General features: G+C 70.6%; 21 protein-coding genes. 6 read left to right on the top strand and 15 right to left on the bottom strand.

The window, feature by feature from the left end:
* Positions 1 to 4 precede the first annotated feature (4 nt).
* Complete coding sequence (locus ACWD1U_RS12785; protein WP_451106930.1) at positions 5 to 334, bottom strand: ATP/GTP-binding protein; 330 nt, start codon at positions 332 to 334, stop codon at positions 5 to 7.
* A gap of 275 nt (positions 335 to 609) precedes the next feature.
* On the opposite strand from ACWD1U_RS12785, the gene ACWD1U_RS12780 reads away from it, so the two are divergent.
* Positions 610 to 1,638: an LLM class flavin-dependent oxidoreductase gene (locus ACWD1U_RS12780; RefSeq protein WP_451106928.1), complete on the top strand. Its 1,029-nt coding sequence runs from the start codon at positions 610 to 612 to the stop codon at positions 1,636 to 1,638.
* A 132-nt stretch (positions 1,639 to 1,770) separates the two neighbouring features.
* On the opposite strand, the gene ACWD1U_RS12775 is transcribed toward ACWD1U_RS12780, so the two are convergent.
* Positions 1,771 to 2,163: an SCO5389 family protein gene (locus tag ACWD1U_RS12775; RefSeq protein WP_451106926.1), complete on the bottom strand. Its 393-nt coding sequence runs from the start codon at positions 2,161 to 2,163 to the stop codon at positions 1,771 to 1,773.
* Positions 2,164 to 2,414: 251 nt separating this feature from the next.
* Here ACWD1U_RS12775 and nucS point away from each other — a divergent pair, with 251 nt between their 5' ends.
* The gene (gene nucS, locus ACWD1U_RS12770) at positions 2,415 to 3,086 is read left to right on the top strand and encodes an endonuclease NucS (protein ID WP_451106924.1); all 672 of its coding nucleotides are present in this window, start codon (positions 2,415 to 2,417) and stop codon (positions 3,084 to 3,086) included.
* Between the two features lie 69 nt (positions 3,087 to 3,155).
* On the opposite strand, the gene ACWD1U_RS12765 is transcribed toward nucS, so the two are convergent.
* The 3 genes from ACWD1U_RS12765 to ACWD1U_RS12755 all read right to left on the bottom strand — a co-directional run bounded on the left by ACWD1U_RS12765 (position 3,156) and on the right by ACWD1U_RS12755 (position 7,230).
* Positions 3,156 to 5,642 (bottom strand): ATP-binding protein, encoded by a 2,487-nt coding sequence (locus ACWD1U_RS12765; RefSeq protein ID WP_451106922.1) that lies wholly within the window; start codon positions 5,640 to 5,642, stop codon positions 3,156 to 3,158.
* A gap of 266 nt (positions 5,643 to 5,908) precedes the next feature.
* Entirely contained in the window at positions 5,909 to 6,232 is a 324-nt protein-coding gene (locus ACWD1U_RS12760) for an STAS domain-containing protein (protein WP_451106921.1), read from the bottom strand.
* A 149-nt stretch (positions 6,233 to 6,381) separates the two neighbouring features.
* Complete coding sequence (locus tag ACWD1U_RS12755; protein WP_451106919.1) at positions 6,382 to 7,230, bottom strand: 3-hydroxyacyl-CoA dehydrogenase family protein; 849 nt, start codon at positions 7,228 to 7,230, stop codon at positions 6,382 to 6,384.
* A gap of 538 nt (positions 7,231 to 7,768) precedes the next feature.
* On the opposite strand from ACWD1U_RS12755, the gene ACWD1U_RS12750 reads away from it, so the two are divergent.
* Positions 7,769 to 8,341, top strand: a complete 573-nt coding sequence (locus ACWD1U_RS12750; RefSeq protein WP_451106917.1) for a cob(I)yrinic acid a,c-diamide adenosyltransferase — start codon at positions 7,769 to 7,771, stop codon at positions 8,339 to 8,341.
* A 70-nt stretch (positions 8,342 to 8,411) separates the two neighbouring features.
* Here ACWD1U_RS12750 and ACWD1U_RS12745 read toward each other — a convergent pair whose 3' ends face one another.
* Entirely contained in the window at positions 8,412 to 8,600 is a 189-nt protein-coding gene (locus ACWD1U_RS12745; RefSeq protein ID WP_451106915.1) for a DUF5708 family protein, read from the bottom strand.
* A complete protein-coding gene (locus ACWD1U_RS12740; protein ID WP_451106914.1) occupies positions 8,597 to 9,175 on the bottom strand; it encodes a hypothetical protein in 579 nt (192 codons plus the stop codon). The genes ACWD1U_RS12745 and ACWD1U_RS12740 overlap by 4 nt, the downstream gene beginning before the upstream one ends.
* 151 nt (positions 9,176 to 9,326) lie before the next feature.
* Between ACWD1U_RS12740 and ACWD1U_RS12735 the strand changes: the two genes are divergently transcribed.
* The 3 genes from ACWD1U_RS12735 to ACWD1U_RS12725 all read left to right on the top strand — a co-directional run bounded on the left by ACWD1U_RS12735 (position 9,327) and on the right by ACWD1U_RS12725 (position 13,110).
* A complete protein-coding gene (locus ACWD1U_RS12735; protein ID WP_451106912.1) occupies positions 9,327 to 10,511 on the top strand; it encodes a sensor histidine kinase in 1,185 nt (394 codons plus the stop codon).
* Positions 10,508 to 11,149 carry a response regulator gene (locus ACWD1U_RS12730; RefSeq protein ID WP_451106910.1) on the top strand — a complete coding sequence of 214 codons (642 nt, stop codon included), beginning with the start codon at positions 10,508 to 10,510 and terminating at the stop codon, positions 11,147 to 11,149. Before ACWD1U_RS12735 ends, ACWD1U_RS12730 begins: the two co-directional genes overlap by 4 nt.
* A 137-nt stretch (positions 11,150 to 11,286) precedes the next feature.
* A complete protein-coding gene (locus tag ACWD1U_RS12725) occupies positions 11,287 to 13,110 on the top strand; it encodes a glycosyl hydrolase family 18 protein (RefSeq protein ID WP_451106909.1) in 1,824 nt (607 codons plus the stop codon).
* 75 nt (positions 13,111 to 13,185) lie between these two features.
* On the opposite strand, the gene ACWD1U_RS12720 is transcribed toward ACWD1U_RS12725, so the two are convergent.
* The 8 genes from ACWD1U_RS12720 to atpE all read right to left on the bottom strand — a co-directional run bounded on the left by ACWD1U_RS12720 (position 13,186) and on the right by atpE (position 19,984).
* Complete coding sequence (locus ACWD1U_RS12720) at positions 13,186 to 13,632, bottom strand: DUF2550 domain-containing protein (protein WP_451106907.1); 447 nt, start codon at positions 13,630 to 13,632, stop codon at positions 13,186 to 13,188.
* A gap of 129 nt (positions 13,633 to 13,761) precedes the next feature.
* Positions 13,762 to 14,139, bottom strand: a complete 378-nt coding sequence (locus ACWD1U_RS12715; protein WP_031117493.1) for a F0F1 ATP synthase subunit epsilon — start codon at positions 14,137 to 14,139, stop codon at positions 13,762 to 13,764.
* 117 nt (positions 14,140 to 14,256) lie between these two features.
* The gene (atpD, locus tag ACWD1U_RS12710; protein ID WP_451106905.1) at positions 14,257 to 15,693 is read right to left on the bottom strand and encodes a F0F1 ATP synthase subunit beta; all 1,437 of its coding nucleotides are present in this window, start codon (positions 15,691 to 15,693) and stop codon (positions 14,257 to 14,259) included.
* Between the two features lie 3 nt (positions 15,694 to 15,696).
* Positions 15,697 to 16,611, bottom strand: a complete 915-nt coding sequence (locus ACWD1U_RS12705) for a F0F1 ATP synthase subunit gamma (RefSeq protein WP_451106903.1) — start codon at positions 16,609 to 16,611, stop codon at positions 15,697 to 15,699.
* A gap of 21 nt (positions 16,612 to 16,632) precedes the next feature.
* Positions 16,633 to 18,222, bottom strand: a complete 1,590-nt coding sequence (gene atpA / locus ACWD1U_RS12700) for a F0F1 ATP synthase subunit alpha (protein ID WP_451106901.1) — start codon at positions 18,220 to 18,222, stop codon at positions 16,633 to 16,635.
* Between the two features lie 126 nt (positions 18,223 to 18,348).
* Positions 18,349 to 19,164, bottom strand: a complete 816-nt coding sequence (locus ACWD1U_RS12695) for a F0F1 ATP synthase subunit delta (RefSeq protein ID WP_451106899.1) — start codon at positions 19,162 to 19,164, stop codon at positions 18,349 to 18,351.
* Entirely contained in the window at positions 19,161 to 19,709 is a 549-nt protein-coding gene (locus tag ACWD1U_RS12690) for a F0F1 ATP synthase subunit B (protein ID WP_451106898.1), read from the bottom strand. The genes ACWD1U_RS12695 and ACWD1U_RS12690 overlap by 4 nt, the downstream gene beginning before the upstream one ends.
* A gap of 41 nt (positions 19,710 to 19,750) precedes the next feature.
* Positions 19,751 to 19,984 carry an ATP synthase F0 subunit C gene (gene atpE, locus ACWD1U_RS12685; RefSeq protein ID WP_143636214.1) on the bottom strand — a complete coding sequence of 78 codons (234 nt, stop codon included), beginning with the start codon at positions 19,982 to 19,984 and terminating at the stop codon, positions 19,751 to 19,753.
* Positions 19,985 to 19,986 lie beyond the last annotated feature (2 nt).

Genomic DNA, 19,986 nt, shown 5'->3' with positions numbered 1-19,986 from the left:
TCCGTCAGAACCTGGGCGCGTTACGGGACCGCCGCACCCCCGGGGTGCGGCGGTCCCGCGCGTTCCAGCAGGCTCTGTGCCAGTGCCGACGGTCGTCGACGCCCGTGTGCTCGGACCAGGCCACCACGTGCGGCACCCCGTCCGGGATCATCTGGTCGCAGCCGGGGCAGCGGTACGACTTGCCCTGCGCGCTCGCGCCCGCCACGTGCCGCACGCTCCAGCTCTCGCCCTGCCAGTGCTCCGAGGACTGCCAACCGCCGTAGCGGCCGCGGTCGTCCTCGGAGGTCCGGCCGGACGATCCGGCGCCCTTGGGTCGGTTGCGACGCGGGGACACGGGACACCTCTCGGGGCTATACAGGAAGCACGGGCCGGCTCCAGCCTACGCGGCGCGTACGCGGGTACGCGTACGGCGCCGATCGTCACAAGTCCCTGGCCGGGCGGGACGGTCCCCGCGCCGGGCCGCCCGCGGGATCGCCCCCGGGTTCCCCGCGGAGCTGCCCGTTCTGCAGACAATCCGCAAAGTACTCCGCCCGGCCGTGTCCTCGGCACGTGTCAGACGGTTATGCCCTGTGGGGGAGCTCCTGTCGGAGCCAAGGAAGCGGGAAAGCGATGCGTGTTGGAAGTTTCGTGTTGGGGGCCCAGTTCCCCGGTCAGGGCGAGGGAGAGGCGCTGCACCGCGCGGTCCGCTCGGCCGAGGTGGCCGAGGAGGCCGGGCTCGACACGGTCTGGTTGGCCGAACACCACTTCGTGCCGTACGGCACGTGCCCGTCGGCCGTGACCCTGGCCGCCCTGCTGCTGGGCCGCACCCGCCGCATCCGGGTCGGTACGGCGGTCAGCGTCCTGCCCAACGCCCACCCGGTGACCCTAGGCGAACAGGCCGCGCTGCTGCACCACACGAGCGGCGGCCGTTTCACCCTCGGCGTCGGGCGCGGCGGGCCGTGGGTCGACCTGGAGGTGTTCGGCGCGGGCCTGGAGGCGTACGAGAAGGGGTTTCCGGAGTCCCTGGACATCCTGGTGCGCTGGCTGCGCGAACCGTCCGTGGCGGCCGACGGCGAGCGTTTCCGCTTCCGTGAAGTCCCGGTGGTGCCCCGGCCGTCGGAAGCCCTGACCGAGGTCGCGGGGCCGGAGCTCGTCGTCGCGTGCACGTCGCCGGCGAGTGTGCGGCTGGCGGCCGAGCGCGGGCTGTCGATGCTGCTGGGGATGCACGTGGGGGACGAGGAGAAGGCCGAGATGGTCGCACTGTGGCGGCAGCACGCGCGGGCCTGCGGCCGGTCGGCCGAGGAGATCCTGGGCGCGTCCCATGTGTCGGCCGGTGTCTGCCAGATCGCGGACCGGCGGGTCGACGCGGCGGAGACGCTGATGAAGGCGATGCCGGGCTGGCTGAAGCAGGGCCTGGAGGCGCATGTCACGGTCGACGGTCGCACGCGCCGGATGCGCGACCCCCTGGCGTACACCGAACTGCTCTGCGGGCTGCACCCGGTGGGCACGCCGCGGCTGTGCGCCGACCGGCTGGCGGCGACCAGCGAGCGGACCGGCATCTCCCGCTTCGCGCTGCTGGTCGAGGGCTCCGGGGACCTGGCGGCGACCGAGGAGAACGTGCGCCGGCTCGGCGCCGAGGTGCTCCCCCGACTCCGTTGAGGTGACCGGGTGTCGGAGAACGACCGCGCGACACGCGGGACTTCGGGCTGCCGGGGACGGCACGGGGAAGCTTGCCGCTCCGGTACAAAAAATGCACCTCCCCGTACGGAGCGGCAAGCGAACGGCGCCGCGTCAGCAGTCCCGGAACTCGGGCGACTGGTTCAGCAACTGACTGCGCACCGAGGTGAAGCGGGTCAGCTTCTCGTCGACTGAGGAGTCAAGCGGGAACACGGCCACCCGATGGCAGTTCTGGAAGGCCAGTCGCACACCGAAGTGCCGTTGCAGCGCGCCGCGTATCGCGTCACTCGCAAGCGCACGCAGCAGCTGGCCGCGCGCCTGCTCGTCCGGCGGGGGCGTCTGGTTGTCGGCGAACGCGCCGCCGTCCACCTTCAGCTGGGCCACCAGGGAGCTGATCATCTCCCACGCATAGGGCAGGGAGGTCCGGACGCAGTCGACGAATTCCGCTTCGTCGACCTCGCCTCGCTCGGCCTGTTCGAGTAGGGCCGGTGAGACGTCGAGCGACATGAGTTCTCCTCTCGCACCCCCGCCAAGCAGGGGTTGCCGGACAGATGAGGGAGTTCGCGATCCAGACACGCTGCGTACACATATCGCGACCTCCCGCTCATACGGTAAGCACCGGACGGTGACGACACCAGGAAAATGTGCAGATGAGGCACTCTCACTGAGCACACCATGCACACAATCGGCCATTACCGAACATGCGTTTTCCAGGGCGAATCGCTTCGACAGGTGCCCGTCGAGTAGCGTTGCCGACCATGCGTCTCGTCATTGCCCGCTGCTCCGTGGACTACGCCGGGCGGCTCACCGCCCACCTTCCCTCGGCCCCGCGCCTGATCCTGGTGAAGGCGGACGGCAGCGTCTCGATCCACGCCGACGACCGGGCCTACAAGCCCCTGAACTGGATGTCGCCGCCCTGCACGCTGAAGGAGGGCGCCGGCGAGGAAGAGGGAGTCTGGACCGTCGTCAACAAGGCGGGCGAGAAGCTCATCATCACGATGGAGGAAGTCCTCCACGACTCCTCGCACGAACTGGGCGTCGATCCCGGCCTGATCAAGGACGGCGTGGAAGCACACCTTCAGGAGCTGCTCGCCGACCGCATCGAGACACTCGGCGAGGGCTACACCCTGATCCGCCGCGAGTACCCGACGGCCATCGGGCCGGTGGACATCCTGTGCCGGGACGCCGACGGCAAGACCGTCGCGGTGGAGATCAAGCGACGCGGTGAGATCGACGGTGTGGAGCAGCTGACGCGTTATCTGGAGCTGCTGAACCGCGATCCCCATCTCGCCCCTGTGCGCGGCGTCTTCGCCGCGCAGGAGATCAAGCCCCAGGCCCGCGTCCTCGCGACCGACCGGGGCATCGGCTGCCAGGTCCTCGACTACGACGCGCTGCGCGGCATCGAGGACGACAAGCTGCGCCTGTTCTGATCACCCCCTTCTCACGACGACGAGGGCCGGGTCCGCGGAACGGACCCGGCCCCGCTGTGTGTACGGCTGTCAGATCACCGACTGCGAACTGCTCGGCGTGCCCGTCCCGCCGCTCTCCGGCGCGCTGGCGGTGGCGGGGGCGCTGGAGGCGGGACCGCTCGCCGAGTCCGACGTGGACGGCGACGACGGCGGGTCGGGCGTCGGCGGCTGCGAGGTGGGCGGCTGGGAGGTCGGCGGCTGCGAGGTGGGCGGCTGCGAGGTGGGCGGCTCGGACGTCGGCGGCTTGGACGTCGTCGGCGGCTTGGACGTGGACGGCGGCTGCGAGGACGACGGCGGCTTCGACGGCGACGCCGGGTCGCTGGGGTCCTGCGAACCGCTCGGGTCGCCCGAAGGTGTCGGGTCGTCCGAGGTGCCCGGCGTGCCGTCCGGGCCCGGGTCGGTCGGGCGGCTCGTCGCCGGGCCCGTGTCGCCGTTGCTGTCGTTGGCCGGGCGGTCGGCGCCCAGGCTGCCGTCGTTGACGTCCTGGCTGGCCGACGGGTTGACGCCGACCTGGTCGGACGGCCTGTCGGGATCCTTGTCGGAGGTGGCGCCGAGGGTCACCACCGTGCCGAGGACGGCGACCAGCAGGGCACCGGCACCGGAGGCCACGAGGTTGCGCCGGGCCAGGCCCTTGGGGCCGCCCCGGGCATTGCGCGGCGCGGGCGAGCCGGCGTGGGTGACGAGGGCCGGGGACGAGGGCGGCTGGAGCGTCGGGAAAGCCGCCGGGACACCGCCGGCCGGGGACGCGGACTCTTCGTACCGGGCCTCGGGCACCTCCTCGCCCGCGGTCGGCCCGAGCCCGATCGGCGTGCCCGAGCGGTCGGCGACCAGGGCCAGGGCACGGCGTCCGGCGACGGTGCCGCGCTTGTCGGCGAGGGCCCCGCGCAGGCCGATGGAGGCCTCCAGTTCGGCCCGGGCCCGGTCGAGCTGACCCCCGCACAGGGCGAGGACGCCGAGCTCGTGGTGGAAGTAGGCCTCTTCGGCGATGTCCCCGGCGAGCCGGGCTGCCTCGGCGCCGGACCGCACGGACCGTTCCCAGGCGCTCCAGTGCAGTCCGGCGGCGAACGCGGGTGCCGCGGTGCGGGCCAGGTGCACGGCCGCGCTCTCCTCGCCCTCGGCGGGCGGCCGGGTGATCGGCCCGAGGACCGCAAGGGCCGCCAGAAGCGCGTCGGCCTCGGCGCACACCCGCTCGGGGGTGACCGAGGGGTGTCCGGCCCACCAGGAGTAGTGCTGGGCGGCACTGCGGGCGCCCGCCTCGGCCTCGTCGGCGTATCCGGCGGCCTCCAGCTGGGCCTGCACGCCCGCGGCGAGCCGGTAGCGGGAGCCGACCGGGGAGACCAGGCCGCAGGCGGCCAGTTCGCCGAGCGCGGCGTCCGCGTGGGTGTCGCCGACCAGGGCGGGCAGATGCGCCTGGTGCGGGACCTCGCCGTCGAGGGCGACGGCGAACCGCAGGGTGGCGCGCGCCGAGGCGCTCAGCCGGGAGGCGAGCAGCGGCGCGGGCGCGGCGGCCTCGCCGAGCGAGGGCAGCGGTACGTCGTCACCGTCGGCCCCGTCGCAGGTGTCGGGGGCCGCGTCCTCGAAGACGCCGAACTCGTCGACGGCGCTGGTGCCGGCGCGCAGCCGGTCACGCTGGCGGAGCAGGGCGCCGGCCTGGACGAAGCGCAGCGGCAGGCCCTCGGACTCGAACCAGAGGTCGCCCGCCCAGTTTGACTCCTCGTCGGTGAGGGGCCGGCCGACGGCGTGCTCCAGCAGGTCGAGTCCGTCCGCGCGTTCCAGGCCGCTGAGGAGGACCTCCTCGACGGCGGCGTCGGCGGAGGGGGCCGGCACGTCCGGGGTGGCGCCGAGCAGGAAGGCGCACTCCGGGGTCGCCTCCAGCAGCTCGTCGAGGGCGGCGCCGCCGAACTCGAGGTCGTCAAGGACGACGACCGCGCCGATCTCACGGACAAGGGTGAGCAGCTCGTCCCGGTCCGGGCGGTGCAGGGGGGCGCTGTAGACCGCGTGGAACAGGTCGTACAGCAGGTCACCGGAGGTGCGGCCGAAGCCGTTGAGGCGGACGACACCGTCGGGGGCGAGGTCCGAGCAGTCCTCGGCGACGAGATCGAGGAGCCGGGTGCGGCCGGAGCCGGCGGCGCCGGTCAGGCGGGTGGAGCGGCCGCGGGCGAGCAGGCGGACCAGACGCTCGCGTTCGTCCTGGCGGGCCAGCAGCGGCAGGGCGGGCTGCGCGGGGCCGGGCGGAACGGGCGGCCGGGCCGTGCGGTCGGCCTCGGCGCGCTCGGCCGCGGTGAGCTTCACGGGCCGGGCGGGCCGTTCGGCGGGCGGGCAGGCCTCTATCTCGCTGCCGTCGACGGGGTTGACGGTCAGCAGGAAGTCGCCGGAGACGAGCTGCACCGTGCGGGCCAGCGCAGGCGCGTGCTGTCCGAAGTCGGGTGTGAGGGATTCCCTGGGCGGGCGCTGACGCGGCGTCTCACCGTCGCGGTCGTGGCCGTACTCCTCGGGTCCCCGGTTGTTCGGGTCCATAGGTCAAGCCCCCCAAAAGCGTGTGTGTGCTCGGAAAAGCCCCTCCCGGCCTTACTGCACACCGCGCTGTCGCTTCTGGTCCGGGCCCGCTCGAAGGGTGACATGGCAGCGGGCAGCCGAACCCTAAACCTTCGCACAGTATCTACGACAGTCCGGGGTACCGCGCCGTCCGTAACGTCACGGTGTCGTGAGGATTGTGCCGTCGCACGATTCGACGACGTCCGTCCGGGTCTCCCCGGTCGCCGGGTTCACACCCGTACGAGGCGTCACACGCGGGGCAGTGTCTCCACCCCGATGCCCCCTTCGATCGCCAGGATCCGGTGCAGGCGGGTGGCCACCAGCAGACGCTGCATCTGCGGCGGGACGGCGCGCAGCACCAGGCGGCGGCCACAGCGGCCGGCCCGCCGGTGGGCCCCCATGATGACGCCCAGTCCCGTGGCGTCCCAGGAGTCCAGTTCGGACAGGTCGAGCACGAGATCGCCGACTCCGTCGTCGACGGCCGAGTGCAGAACCGTACGGGCGTCCGCCGCGCTGCGGACGTCGAGGCGGCCCCCGACGACCAGCTCGGCGTGGTCGCCCCTGATGTACATATGCGCTCCCGTGCGTGCGTCTCGTGCTCCGCGTTCCGATGTGGGTGATGCAACCTCTGACTGCGTGGAGGACGCAGAGGTTGCTTGCTGTAAGCGAACCGATACCGAATTCACCCCGGGGTGTGATGGACCCCGGGGCGTGTGCGGATTCAGTGCTTGTAGAAGCCCTGCCCGCTCTTGCGTCCGATGTCACCGGCGTCAACCATCCGGCGCATCGACTCGGGAGCCGCGAACTTCTCGTCCTGGGACTCCGCGTAGATGTTGCTCGTGGCGTGCAGCAGGATGTCGACGCCCGTCAGGTCCGCCGTCGCCAGCGGGCCCATGGCGTGGCCGAAGCCCAGCTTGCAGGCCAGGTCGATGTCCTCGGCGCTCGCCACGCCCGACTCGTGCAGTTTCGCCGCCTCGACGACGAGTGCGCAGATGAGACGGGTCGTCACGAAGCCGGCGACGTCACGGTTGACGACGATGCAGGTCTTACCGACCGACTCGGCGAACTCCCGGGCCGTGGCGAGGGTTTCGTCGCTGGTCTTGTAGCCGCGGACCAGTTCGCACAGCTGCATCATCGGCACCGGCGAGAAGAAATGCGTGCCGACGACCCGCTCGGGACGCTCCGTCGCGGCCGCGATCTTGGTGATCGGGATGGCGGAGGTGTTGGAGGCGAGGATCGCCTCGTCCTTCACGATCTTGTCGAGCGCGCGGAAGATCTCGTGCTTGACCTCGAGCTTCTCGAACACGGCTTCGACGACGACGTCCGCGTCGGCCGCGGCGTCCAGGTCGGTGGTCGCGGTGATGCGGGCCAGGGCGGCGTCGGCGTCGTGCGCCTCCAGCTTGCCCTTGGCGACGAACTTGTCGTACGAGGCCTTGATGCCGTCGGTGCCCCGCCTCAGCGCCTCGTCGGTGACGTCGCGCAGGACCACCTCCCAGCCCGCCTGTGCGGAGACCTGGGCGATGCCGGATCCCATGAGGCCGGCTCCGATGACGGCGAGCTTCCGTGCCACTGTGCGACTCCCCTGACGCGCTGCTTATGTCTGCCTCTCGGGCGGACACTAGCGCTCGTGAGGCGGCGTGCGCCTGACTTAGTAACGCGTTTCACGTCTCATGGAGTGAGACCCGTGTCACGTCCCGTACGACGGACTCGGGGATCCTCCCGGCGGCCGAAGCCGAGGGGATTGCGGCCTCAGCCGCCGGAGCGCCAAATCCTCGCGGTTTCGCGCTGGTTGGCGCTTCCCAGACCGGCTGGCACCGAGGCCTCCACGCCCTGTGGGCCCCTGTGCCCGCGGGCCGGTACGTTCCTTCGGGCCGACCGTGTCGGCGTGCTCTTTCTTGCCTCGCCTTCCGGCGGTTCGATCCCTTCTGGGTGCGGGCGCGCTGTTCCTCGGCCGCTTCCCTCTGCTCAGGCTGGAGCCGGTGTCTTCCGCCGACCCGTCGGGGTCGTCGCGGCGGACGCGGACGTGCTCCGAGTGCGGGCGCAGCATGCTTCCCTCACTCCTGGGCGACTCGATGACCCCCTCCCACACGAACGTCTAGATTGGCCACATGGTCAATCTGACGCGCATCTACACCAGGACCGGCGACCAGGGCACCACCGCCCTCGGTGACATGAGCCGGGTCGCCAAGACCGACCTGCGGATCTCCGCGTACGCCGACGCCAACGAGGCGAACGCGGTGATCGGCACGGCGATCGCGCTGGGCGGCCTGGACGAGGAGGTCGTCAAGGTCCTCACCCGCGTGCAGAACGACCTGTTCGACGTGGGCGCGGACCTGTCGACGCCGGTGGTGGAGAACCCGGAGTTCCCGCCGCTGCGGGTCGAGCAGTTCTACATCGACAAGCTGGAGGCGGACTGCGACCGCTTCAACGAACAACTGGAGAAGCTCCGCTCCTTCATCCTCCCGGGCGGCACCCCGGGCGCGGCCCTCCTCCACCAGGCCTGCACGGTCGTACGCCGTGCGGAGCGCTCGACGTGGGCGGCCCTGGAGGCGCACGGCGACACGATGAACCCCCTTACGGCCACCTACCTCAACCGCCTCTCCGACCTCCTGTTCATCCTCGCGAGGACGGCCAACAAGGAGGTCGGGGACGTGCTGTGGGTACCCGGCGGTGAGCGCTGAGGCCCGCCCCTCAAGGGGCGCGGGGGAACTGCGCGCGCAGCCACGACGCAACGCACCCGGCAGGCGGCGCTCAGGCCCGGCGCCGCGCGCCCTGCCACAGCCCGGCGGCGACCAGCACGCCGCCGACGCACATCATCACGACGCCGACCTTCGTGAGGGCGACGACGGGGACCTCCACGTCGCCGGTGAACATCCACAACCCCAGGCCGATCACGAGGGTGACGGCACCTTCCACCAGGTTTCTCCGCGCCTTGCTCATCGCTGCACGCTCTCCTTCTCCGGCGCGACCTCCGACCCACCCGCCGGGGCCTTCCGCGGCCAGATCCAGTAGCTCAGCGCGATCAGGCCGTGGATGCCGGCCGCGCGCCAGGCCACGTAGCGCCAGCTCTCCAGAGAGGTGACCCGGCTCGGGTCGTCGACGTACCCGATGGCGAGCTGGAGCAGCCCGGTCGCGACCGCTGCACCGATCAGCGTGCCCGTCCAGACCTTGCCCTCGTGGCGCGCCCGCGCCATGCCGTGGCGCGGGGGCCTGACCGGCGGCGGCGCCCCGCCGAACCGGTGGGCGGCGTGGCCGTCGAGCCACTTCACCGTGCGGTGGCCGTGCCCCACGGTGTAGCCGATGTACAGCGCGGCCAGCCCGTGCGCCCAGTTCGGATCCGCGCCGTTCTTCAGGTCCAGCGCGGTGGCGACCAGCAGGACGACCTCCAGCAGCGGCTCGCACAGCAGCAGCGCCAGCCCCGTACGCGGCATGCGCAGCAGGTAGCGGAAGGCCAGCCCGGCCGCCAGCAGTACCCAGAAGCCGATCTCACAGGCGGCGATCAAGGCGACGATCACGGTTCGCTCCTCTCGGTCACCCTCCAGGCTCCCGGTCGGCACGGCCGGAATCGTCGTCGCGACTGACGAAGCGGCGGTACATCGAAAGATGCAGTCGGGGACCCTTCGCGGGGATCAGGCGCTGGGCCCGGCGGCCGTGTTGGATGATGCCATGGCCGTCCGACTCCCCCGCCCGCACCGCTTCGACGTCCACGTCGCGCTGGGCGGTCTGCTCGGCGGGTTGCTGCTGTGGGGCCTCGGCCTGGCCACCCGTCCGCACACCGAGGCGTACGTGCTGCTGCCGGGGCGCTGGCCGGTCCTGCTGCCGCTGCTGGTCATGGCCGGCTGCGAGCTGCTGCGCCGGACCGCCCCGCGCACCGCGCTGTTGATCGGCACGGCCGCGATCGTCCTGGACGTCGTCACACAGGGCAACCTGGTGACGATCATGATGTACACGGACCTCATGTACGCGGCCGTCCTGTACGGCCCGCCCGCATCGGCCCACCGCATCCCCAGGATCACCGGGCTGCTGACGGTGGCCGGCACGGTGGTGCCGTTCGCGTTGTGGCGGGAGCCCGAGGCGCTGCTGATCGGCGTGGTCACCGGCGTGGTGGCCTTCGCGCCCGCCGCCACCGGCCTGATCGTCCGCAACCACCGCGACGCCGCCGAGGCGGCCCGGCTGCGCGCCGAGCAGACCGCGCTGCTCGCCGAGCTGGACCGCACCCAGGCGGTCACCGTTGAACGCGCCCGGATGGCCCGCGAACTGCACGACATGATCGCCAACCACCTCTCGGCGATCGCCATCCACTCCACGGCCGCGCTCTCCCTGGACGACCCGAAGACCTCCCGGGACGCCCTGGTGGTCATCCGCGAGAACAGCGTGGAGGGACTCGCGGAGATGCGCCGGCTGATCGGCATCCTGCGCGACGCCGGCGGCGACACCGAGCCGGTCGCCGCCCCCACCCTCGACGGACTCGGCACCCTGGCCGAGGCCGCCCGCACCAACGGCCTCGACGTCACGCTCGACGCGACTCACGGCACGGTCCCCACGCCCGTCGAACTCGCCGCCTACCGCATCGTCCAGGAGTCCCTCACCAACGCCCTCAAGCATGCCGGGCCAGGCCGGGTCACGGTGTCCCTGGCCCAGCGGGACGGCGTGCTGACCGTCGCGGTGACCAGCCCGTACGGCGACCGCGAGGGACCCGGTGCCCCCGGCTCCGGAGCCGGCCTGGTCGGCATGCGGGAACGCGCCGCACTGCTGGACGGCACCTTCGAGGCCGGGCCCGAGGACTCGCCCGACGGCAAGATCTGGACCGTTCGTGCCACCCTGCCAGTCGTCGAAGGAGAACCCGAATGATCCGCGTCCTGGTCGCCGAGGACCAGTCCGCCGTCCGTGCCGGCCTGGTCCTCATCCTGCGCAGCGCGCCCGACATCGAGGTGGTCGGCGAGGCGGCCGACGGCGAGCAGGCGGTGGCGCTGGCTCGCGAACTGCGACCGGACCTGGTGCTGATGGACGTGCAGATGCCGCGCCTGGACGGGGTGTCGGCGACCCGGCAGGTCGTCGGGGAACAGCTGGCGGACGTGCTCGTGCTGACCACCTTCGACCTCGACGAGTACGTCTTCGGGGCGCTGCGCGCGGGCGCCTCGGGCTTCCTGCTGAAGAACACCGAGGCGAAGGATTTGCTGGAGGCCGTGCGCACGGTCGCGCGCGGGGAGGGGCTGATCGCCCCGGCGGTCACGCGGCGGCTGATCGCGGAGTTCGCCGCGAGGCCCGCGCGGGAGCCCGCGGCCGACCCGGCCGTCCTCGGCCAGCTGACCCGGCGCGAGCGCGAGGTGTTGTCCTGCCTCGGCGAGGGCCTGTCCAACGCGGGCATCGCCGAGCGGCTCGACATGGCCGAGGCGACGGTGAAGACCCACGTCAGCCGTCTGCTGGGGAAGCTGGAGCTGCGCAGCCGGGTACAAGCGGCGGTGCTGGCGCAGGAGTTGGGGATCTGATCCGGCCGTAGATCGTCACCGTTCGCGGTGGTCCAGACCTATTGACCAGTGGTCCAGACCTTCCTATCCTCACCGCACCATGAGTGGCGTGAGGCTCAGTCACGCCCCCCCCCACAACTCCATCGAGGAGGCGCAGCATGCGCTTCAGACACAGAGCCACGGCGGGATTCGCGACCCTGTTGCTCCCCCTGGCCGGCCTCGTCGGCCTGGCGAGCCCGGCCCAGGCAGCCACGTCCGCCACCGCGACCTACGCCAAGACCCAGGACTGGGGTTCCGGCTTCGAGGGCGAGTGGACGGTGAAGAACACCGGCACCACGGCCATCAGCTCCTGGACCGTCGAGTGGGACTTCCCCTCCGGAACGTCCGTCACCTCGTCCTGGGATGCCGACGTCACCGCCTCCGGCACCCACTGGACCGCGAAGAACAAGTCCTGGAACGGCACCCTCGCCCCCGGCGCCTCCGTCACCTTCGGCTTCAACGGCAGCGGCTCCGGCTCCCCCGCGAACTGCAAGCTCGACGGCGGCAGCTGCGACGGCGGCACCACCGAGCCCGGCGACAGCGCACCGAGCGCCCCCGGCACACCCACCGCCTCCGGCATCACCGACACCTCGGTGAGGCTGACCTGGTCCGCCGCGACCGACGACAAGGGCGTCAAGAACTACGACGTCCTGCGCGACGGCACCAAGGTCGCCACCGTGACGGGCACCTCGTACACCGACACGGGCCTGACCGAGGGCACCGACTACTCCTACTCCGTGCAGGCCCGCGACACCGCCGACCAGACCGGCCCGGTCAGCGGCGCCCGCGCGGTGCGCACCACCGGCGGGACCACCGAGCCGCCCAGGGGCGACAAGGTCAAGCTCGGCTACTTCACCGAGTGGGGCGTCTACGGCCGCAACTACCACGTCAAGAACCTGGTGACGTCCGGTTCCGCGTCGAAGGTCACGCACATCAACTACGCGTTCGGCAACGTCAAGGACGGCCAGTGCACCGTCGACGACACCTACGCCGCCTACGACAAGGCCTACACCGCCGACCAGTCCGTCAGCGGCACCGCCGACACCTGGGACCAGCCGCTGCGCGGCAACTTCAACCAGCTGCGCCGGCTGAAGGCCGCGTACCCGCACATCAAGGTGCTGTACTCCTTCGGCGGCTGGACGTACTCGGGCGGCTTCGGGCAGGCCGCGCAGAACGCGTCCGCCTTCGCCAAGTCCTGCAAGGCCGTCGTGGAGGACCCGCGCTGGGCCGACGTCTTCGACGGCATCGACATCGACTGGGAGTACCCGAACGCCTGCGGCCTGACCTGCGACACCTCCGGCCCGGCGGCGTTCAGAAACCTCGCCCGGGCACTGCGTGCCGAGTTCGGCCCGAACTACCTGGTCACAGCGGCCATCACCGCGGACGGCTCCTCCGGCGGCAAGATCGACGCAGCCGACTACGGCGGCGCCGCCCAGTACCTCGACTGGTACAACGTGATGACGTACGACTACTTCGGCGCCTTCGACAAGGACGGCCCGACCGCCCCGCACTCGCCGCTCACCTCGTACCCCGGCATCCCGCAGGCGGGCTTCAACTCGGCCGACGCCATCGCCAAGCTGAAGGCGAAGGGCGTCCCGTCCGCCAAGCTCCTGCTCGGCATCGGCTTCTACGGCCGCGGCTGGACCGGCGTCACCCGGTCCGCCCCGGGCGGATCGGCGACCGGTGCGGCTCCCGGCACGTACGAGGCGGGCGTCGAGGACTACAAGATCCTGAAGAACTCCTGCCCGGCCACGGGCACCATCGCCGGCACCGCGTATGCGCACTGCGGCAGCAACTGGTGGTCGTACGACACTCCGGCCACGATCGCCGGGAAGATGACCTGGGCGAAGAGCCAGGAGCTCGGCGGCGCGTTCTTCTGGGAGTTCAGCGGTGACACCGGCGACGGGGAGCTGGTGACCGCGGTCAGCAGCGGACTTTCGTAGAACGGTTCGGCGGGTTACCCCACGTTGACGCTCCCCCGGACTTCGGCCGGGACCCCACCCGACGAGTGAATGCGGCTACGCCACATTCACTCGTTGTCCGGGCGGGGCTGCCTCGAGCCACGCGAGGAAACCGGTCAGCGCGTCTTCACTCATCGCGAGTTCGAGACGCGTGCCCCGGTGCAGACAGGCCAGGATCACATGGTCGGAGAGCAGTGCCAGCTCCTCCTCGCCCTCCGGGACCCGACGCCCGGCCACCTCGATCGCGGAACGCTCCAGGACGCGGCGCGGGCGCGGCGAGTACGAGAAGACGCGGTACCACTCGACGCGGTCGCCGTTGTACCGGGCCACCCCGTACGCCCAGCCCTTGCCGTTCGCGTCGCCCTCCTCCGGAGCGTCCCAGCGCAGGCTGGCGTCGAAGGTGCCGCCCGAACGCTGGATGAGCCGGCGGCGCAGACCGAAGACGAACAGTCCCACCACCACGAGGGCCACCACGATTCCGCACACAGTCAGAGCGAGGACCATCGACACCGACCTCCTCGTCTCCTAGGTAACGGAACGTAAAAACACCCACATCCGCCTCAGCCGCGGCTGGGTCCGGATCTCTCCGGTACCCAGCCGCGGCTGAGTGACGTCATCACACGGCGGGCGAAGTCAGCGCGCCGCCGTCGCCGCCCGCAGACGGACGTCCGCGCGGCGCCGGGCCTCCGCGTCGTCCTCCGCCTTCGCGCGCTCCAGCTCCTGCTCCGCGCGCTGGACGTCGATCTCGTCCGACAGCTCGGCGACTTCGGCCAGCAGCGAGAGCTTGTCGTCCGCGAACGAGATGAATCCGCCGTGGACCGCGGCGACGACCGTCCCGCCATCACTCGTACGGATGGTCACCGGGCCCGACTCCAGCACACCGAGCAGCGGCTGGTGACCGGGCATGACGCCGATGTCGCCGGACGTGGTGCGCGCGACGACCAGGGTGGCCTGGCCGGACCAGACCTCACGGTCGGCCGCGACCAGCGCGACGTGCAGCTCAGCAGCCAAGGGTGGCTCCTCGGGTCACCACCCGGCGGGAGTGCCGGGTGTTGGTTACAAGTCTAATGGGCGTGAAAGAGGGGGCGGGACGAGCCCCGCCCCCTCATGACTCGAGCGCGGCTCGGGTCAGGAGACGCCCAGCTCCTTCGCGTTCTTCTTCAGGTCCTCGAGACCACCGCACATGAAGAACGCCTGCTCCGGGAAGTGGTCGTACTCGCCGTCGCAGATCGCGTTGAACGCGGCGATCGACTCGTCCAGCGGCACGTCCGAACCGTCCACGCCGGTGAACTGCTTGGCGGCGTGAGTGTTCTGGGACAGGAAGCGCTCCACGCGACGGGCACGGTGGACGACGAGCTTGTCCTCCTCGCCGAGCTCGTCGATACCGAGGATCGCGATGATGTCCTGCAGGTCCTTGTACTTCTGCAGGATGTTCTTCACGCGCATCGCGGCGTTGTAGTGGTCCGCCGAGATATACCGCGGGTCGAGGATCCGGGACGTCGAGTCCAGCGGGTCCACGGCCGGGTAGATACCCTTCTCGGAGATCGGACGGGACAGCACCGTCGTCGCGTCGAGGTGGGCGAAGGTGGTGGCCGGGGCCGGGTCGGTCAGGTCGTCCGCGGGGACGTAGATCGCCTGCATCGAGGTGATCGAGTGACCACGGGTCGAGGTGATGCGCTCCTGCAGGGTGCCCATCTCGTCGGCCAGGTTCGGCTGGTAGCCCACCGCGGAGGGCATACGGCCGAGCAGGGTCGACACCTCGGAACCGGCCTGGGTGAAGCGGAAGATGTTGTCGATGAAGAACAGCACGTCCTGCTTCTGGACGTCACGGAAGTACTCCGCCATCGTCAGGCCGGCCAGGGCCACGCGCAGACGGGTGCCCGGGGGCTCGTCCATCTGACCGAAGACCAGGGCGGTCTTGTCCAGAACGCCGGACTCTTCCATCTCCGCGATGAGGTCGTTGCCCTCACGGGTGCGCTCACCGACGCCCGCGAAGACGGAGACGCCCTCGTGGAGGTTGGCGACACGCATGATCATTTCCTGGATCAGCACGGTCTTGCCGACACCGGCACCACCGAACAGACCGATCTTGCCGCCCTTGACGTACGGGGTGAGCAGGTCGACGACCTTCAGGCCCGTCTCGAACATCTCGGTCTTCGACTCGAGCTGGTCGAACGCGGGGGCCTTGCGGTGGATGGACCAGCGCTCGCCGTCGTAGGACTCGTCGCTGTTCAGCACCTCACCGAGGGTGTTGAACACCTTGCCCTTGGTGAAGTCGCCGACCGGTACGGAGATGCCCGCGCCGGTGTTGACCACCGGGGCCTGGCGGACCAGGCCGTCGGTGGGCTGCATGGAGATGGCGCGGACCAGGCCGTCACCCAGGTGCTGGGCGACCTCCAGGGTCAGGGTCTTCTTCTCGCCCGCCAGCGCCGGGTCGGCGACCTCGACGTGCAGGGCGTTGTAGATCTCCGGCATCGCGTCGACGGGGAACTCCACGTCGACGACCGGGCCGATGACCCGCGCGACGCGGCCCGTCGCCGTGGCCGTCTCAACAGTGGTGGTCATTTGTCAGTCACTCCCCGCGGTCGCGTCGGCCAGGGCACTGGCGCCACCGACGATCTCGCTGATTTCCTGGGTGATTTCGGCCTGGCGGGCCTGGTTGGCAAGCCGGGTGAGCGTCTCGATGAGCTCTCCGGCGTTGTCGGTGGCCGACTTCATCGCGCGCCGCGTGGCGGCGTGCTTGGAGGCGGCCGACTGGAGCAGCGCGTTGTAGATCCGGCTCTCCACGTAACGCGGCAGCAGGGCGTCCAGGACGTCCTCCGCCGAGGGCTCGAAGTCGAACAGCGGGAGGATCTCGCCCTTGGGCTTGGCCTCTGCCGCGACCTCGTCGAGGCTGAGCGGCAGCAGCCGGGCCTCGATCGCCGTCTGCGTCATCATCGACACGAACTCGGTGTAGACGATGTGGAGCTCGTCCACGCCGCCCTCGGCCGTCTCCGTCTCGATGGCCTCGATCAGCGGAGCCGCGACCTTCTTGGCGTCCGCGTAGGACGGGTCGTCGGTGAAGCCCGTGAACGACTCCGCGATCTTGCGCTCGCGGAAGTTGTAGTGGGCGACACCACGGCGGCCGACGATGTAGCTGACGACCTCCTTGCCCTCACCTTCGAGCTTCGCCGTGAGCCTCTCCGCGGCCTTGATGGCGTTGGAGTTGAAGGCGCCGGCCAGGCCGCGGTCGCTCGTGAGGAGCAGGACCGCGGCGCGGGTCGGGTTCTCCGGCTCCGTCGTCAGCGGGTGCTTGGTGTTCGATCCGGTGGCGACCGCCGCGACCGCCCGGGTGAGCTCGGTCGCGTACGGCGTGGACGCCGCCACCTTGCGCTGCGCCTTGACGACGCGCGAGGCGGCGATCATCTCCATCGCCTTCGTGATCTTCTTGGTCGCGGTGACGGAACGGATGCGACGCTTGTAGACCCGGAGCTGGGCTCCCATGAGTCAGGTCCCTTCCTTACGTCACTTGCCGGCAGCCGGGGCGTCCTCGCCGAGCAGCTTGCCGTCGGAGGTCTCGAACTGCTTCTTGAATGCCGCGATGGCGTCGGCCATGGCCTGGAGCGTGTCGTCCGACATCTTCCCGCCCTCGCGGATGGAGGTCAGCAGACCCTGCTCCTTGCGGTGCAGGTACTCCAGCAGCTCCTTCTCGAAGCGGCGGATGTCGGCGACCGGAACCTCGTCCATCTTGCCGGTGGTGCCGGCCCAGATGGAGACGACCTGGTCCTCGGTGGCCATCGGCTGGTACTGCGGCTGCTTCAGCAGCTCGACCATGCGCTGACCACGCTCCAGCTGCGCCTTGGACGCGGCGTCCAGGTCGGAACCGAAGGCGGCGAACGCCTCCAGCTCACGGAACTGGGCGAGGTCCACACGCAGACGGCCGGAGACCTGGCGGATCGCCTTGTGCTGGGCGGAACCACCGACTCGGGAGACCGAGATACCGACGTTCAGCGCGGGGCGCTGACCGGCGTTGAACAGGTCCGACTCCAGGAAGCACTGACCGTCGGTGATGGAGATGACGTTGGTCGGGATGAACGCCGAGACGTCGTTGGCCTTCGTCTCGACGATCGGCAGACCGGTCATCGAGCCGGCACCCATCTCGTCGGAGAGCTTCGCGCAGCGCTCCAGCAGACGGGAGTGCAGGTAGAAGACGTCACCCGGGTAGGCCTCACGGCCCGGCGGGCGGCGCAGCAGCAGCGACACGGCGCGGTAGGCGTCGGCCTGCTTCGACAGGTCGTCGAAGATGATCAGGACGTGCTTGCCCTGGTACATCCAGTGCTGGCCGATGGCCGAACCGGTGTACGGCGCCAGGTACTTGAAGCCGGCCGGGTCGGACGCCGGGGCGGCGACGATGGTCGTGTACTCCAGCGCGCCGGCCTCCTCCAGAGCGCCGCGCACGCCGGCGATGGTGGAGCCCTTCTGGCCGATGGCGACGTAGATGCAGCGGACCTGCTTGTTCGGGTCGCCGGTGCGCCAGTTGTCGCGCTGGTTGATGATGGTGTCGACGGCCAGGGCGGTCTTGCCGGTCTGCCGGTCACCGATGATCAGCTGGCGCTGGCCACGGCCGATCGGGGTCATCGTGTCGACGGCCTTGTAGCCCGTCTCCATCGGCTCGTGCACCGACTTACGGACCATGACGCCCGGGGCCTGCAGCTCCAGTGCGCGACGGCTGTCGGTCTCGATCTCGCCGAGGCCGTCGATCGGGTTGCCGAGGGGGTCCACCACGCGGCCGAGGTAGCCCTCGCCGACCGCGACGGACAGGACCTCGCCGGTACGGCTGACCGGCTGCCCCTCCTCGATGCCGCTGAACTCACCGAGGACGACGCAGCCGATCTCGCGCTCCTCGAGGTTGAGGGCGAGACCGAGGCTGCCGTCCTCGAACTTCAGCAGCTCGTTGGCCATGACCGAGGGCAGACCCTCGACCTTCGCGATACCGTCGCCGGCGAAGGTGACCGTACCGACCTCCTCGCGCGAGGCCGCGTCCGGCTTGTACGCCTGGACGAAGTTCTCCAGCGCGTCCCGGATCTCCTCCGGCCGGATCGTGAGCTCCGCCATCTGGGTTCCCTGCTCTCCTTGTTGGGCCCGAAGTTTCACTTTGGGGGTCTGGGGGCGACCCCCAGGATTCTTCTGCACGGCCCAACCAGGGCCGTCGTCAGTACGTACTGCTATTGAGTTGCTGGCTCAGCCGGCGAGCCGGCGGCTGGCGTCCTCGATGCGGTCCGCGAGGGAGCCGTTGATGACCTCGTCGCCGACCTGCACCCGGATCCCGCCGAGGACCTCGGGGTCCACGTCCAGGTTGAGGTGCATCTTGCGGCCGTAGAGCTTCGCGAGGGCGGCGCCCAGGCGCTGCTTCTGCGGGTCGCTCAGCGGTACCGCCGAGGTGACGATGGCCACCATGCGGTCCCGGCGCTCGGCGGCGAGCTTGGACAGGGACTCCAGTCCCGACTCCAGGCTACGTCCCCGCGGCGCGGTCACAAGGCGCGTCACCAGACGCTCGGTGGCCGCCTGCGCCCGGCCGCCGAGGAGGCTGCGCAGCAGCTCGCCCTTGGCCGAGGTGGTGGCCTTGCGGTCGGTCAGCGCGGCACGCAGCTCGGTGCTGCCGGAGACGATCCGGCCGAACCGGAACAGCTCGTCCTCGACGTCGTCGAGCTTGCCGACCTGCTGGGCGGCCGTGAGGTCGGCGGTGTCGGCCAGCGTCTCCAGCCCGTCCACCAGGTCGCGCGACCGCGACCAGCGGGAGCGCACCATGCCGGCCACCAGGTCGGCGGCCGGGCCGCTGACCTGGGTGGCGAGCAGGCGCTGGGCCAGCTCGGCCTTGGCCTCTCCGGCCTGCGCCGGGTCGGTCAGGACCCGACGCAGCGACACCTCGCGGTCGAGCAGCGCGGTGACGGCGGCCAGCTCGTCGGCGAGCCGCGCCGCGTCGGCGGACGTGGAGTCCGTCAGCGCGTCGAGACGCTCTCGTGCGGCTGCCAGGGCATCGCGGCTCGCTCCGTTCATCGGCCTGCCTCGGCCTTCTCCTCGAGCTCGTCGAGGAACCGGTCGATGACACGGCTCTGGCGGGCGTGGTCCTCGAGGGACTCGCCGACGAGCTTGCCGGCCAGGTCGGTGGCGAGCTTGCCGACGTCCTGGCGGAGCGCGGACGAGGCGGCCTTGCGGTCGGCCTCGATCTGGGCGTGACCCGCGGCGACGATCTCCTCGCGCTGCCGCTGGCCCTCGGCCCGCATCTCGGCGATGAGGGCGGCACCCTGCTCCTGCGCCTCCTGGCGCAGACGCGCGGCCTCGTGCCGGGCCTCGGCGAGCTGTGCCTTGTACTGCTCAAGGACGCCCTGGGCCTCGACCTTCATGGTCTCGGCCTCTTCGATACCGCCTTCGATCGCCGTGCGGCGCTCCTCCAGAACCTTGTTGATGTTCGGAAGCAGCTTCTTCCAGAAGAAGAAGAACACGATGGCGAAGGCGATGGTGCCGACGAGCAGCTCGGGGCCCGGAGGAATGAGCGGGTTCTGCTCTTCCTCGGCCGCCAGCTGCACCAGGTTGGCGATCACATCAGTGCCTTTCGTCGAAAGGTTCGGCTCGTCGGCGTTCGTCAGTTGTAGACGAACGGCATGACGATGCCGATGAGGGCGAGCGCCTCACAGAAGGCGAAGCCGAGGATCTGGTTGGCACGGATCAGACCGGCCGCCTCGGGCTGGCGGGCGAGGGCCTGGGTGCCGTTACCGAAGATGATGCCGACGCCGACGCCGGGGCCGATGGCGGCGAGGCCGTAGCCGATGGAACCGATGTTGCCTTCGACAGCGGCGAGGGTCTCAAGGGCAGCCATGC

The organism is Streptomyces sp. NPDC002788, from assembly GCF_053592115.1.
The sequence above is the reverse complement of the archived record's forward strand: the minus strand, read 5'-3'. Positions and strand labels throughout refer to the sequence as shown.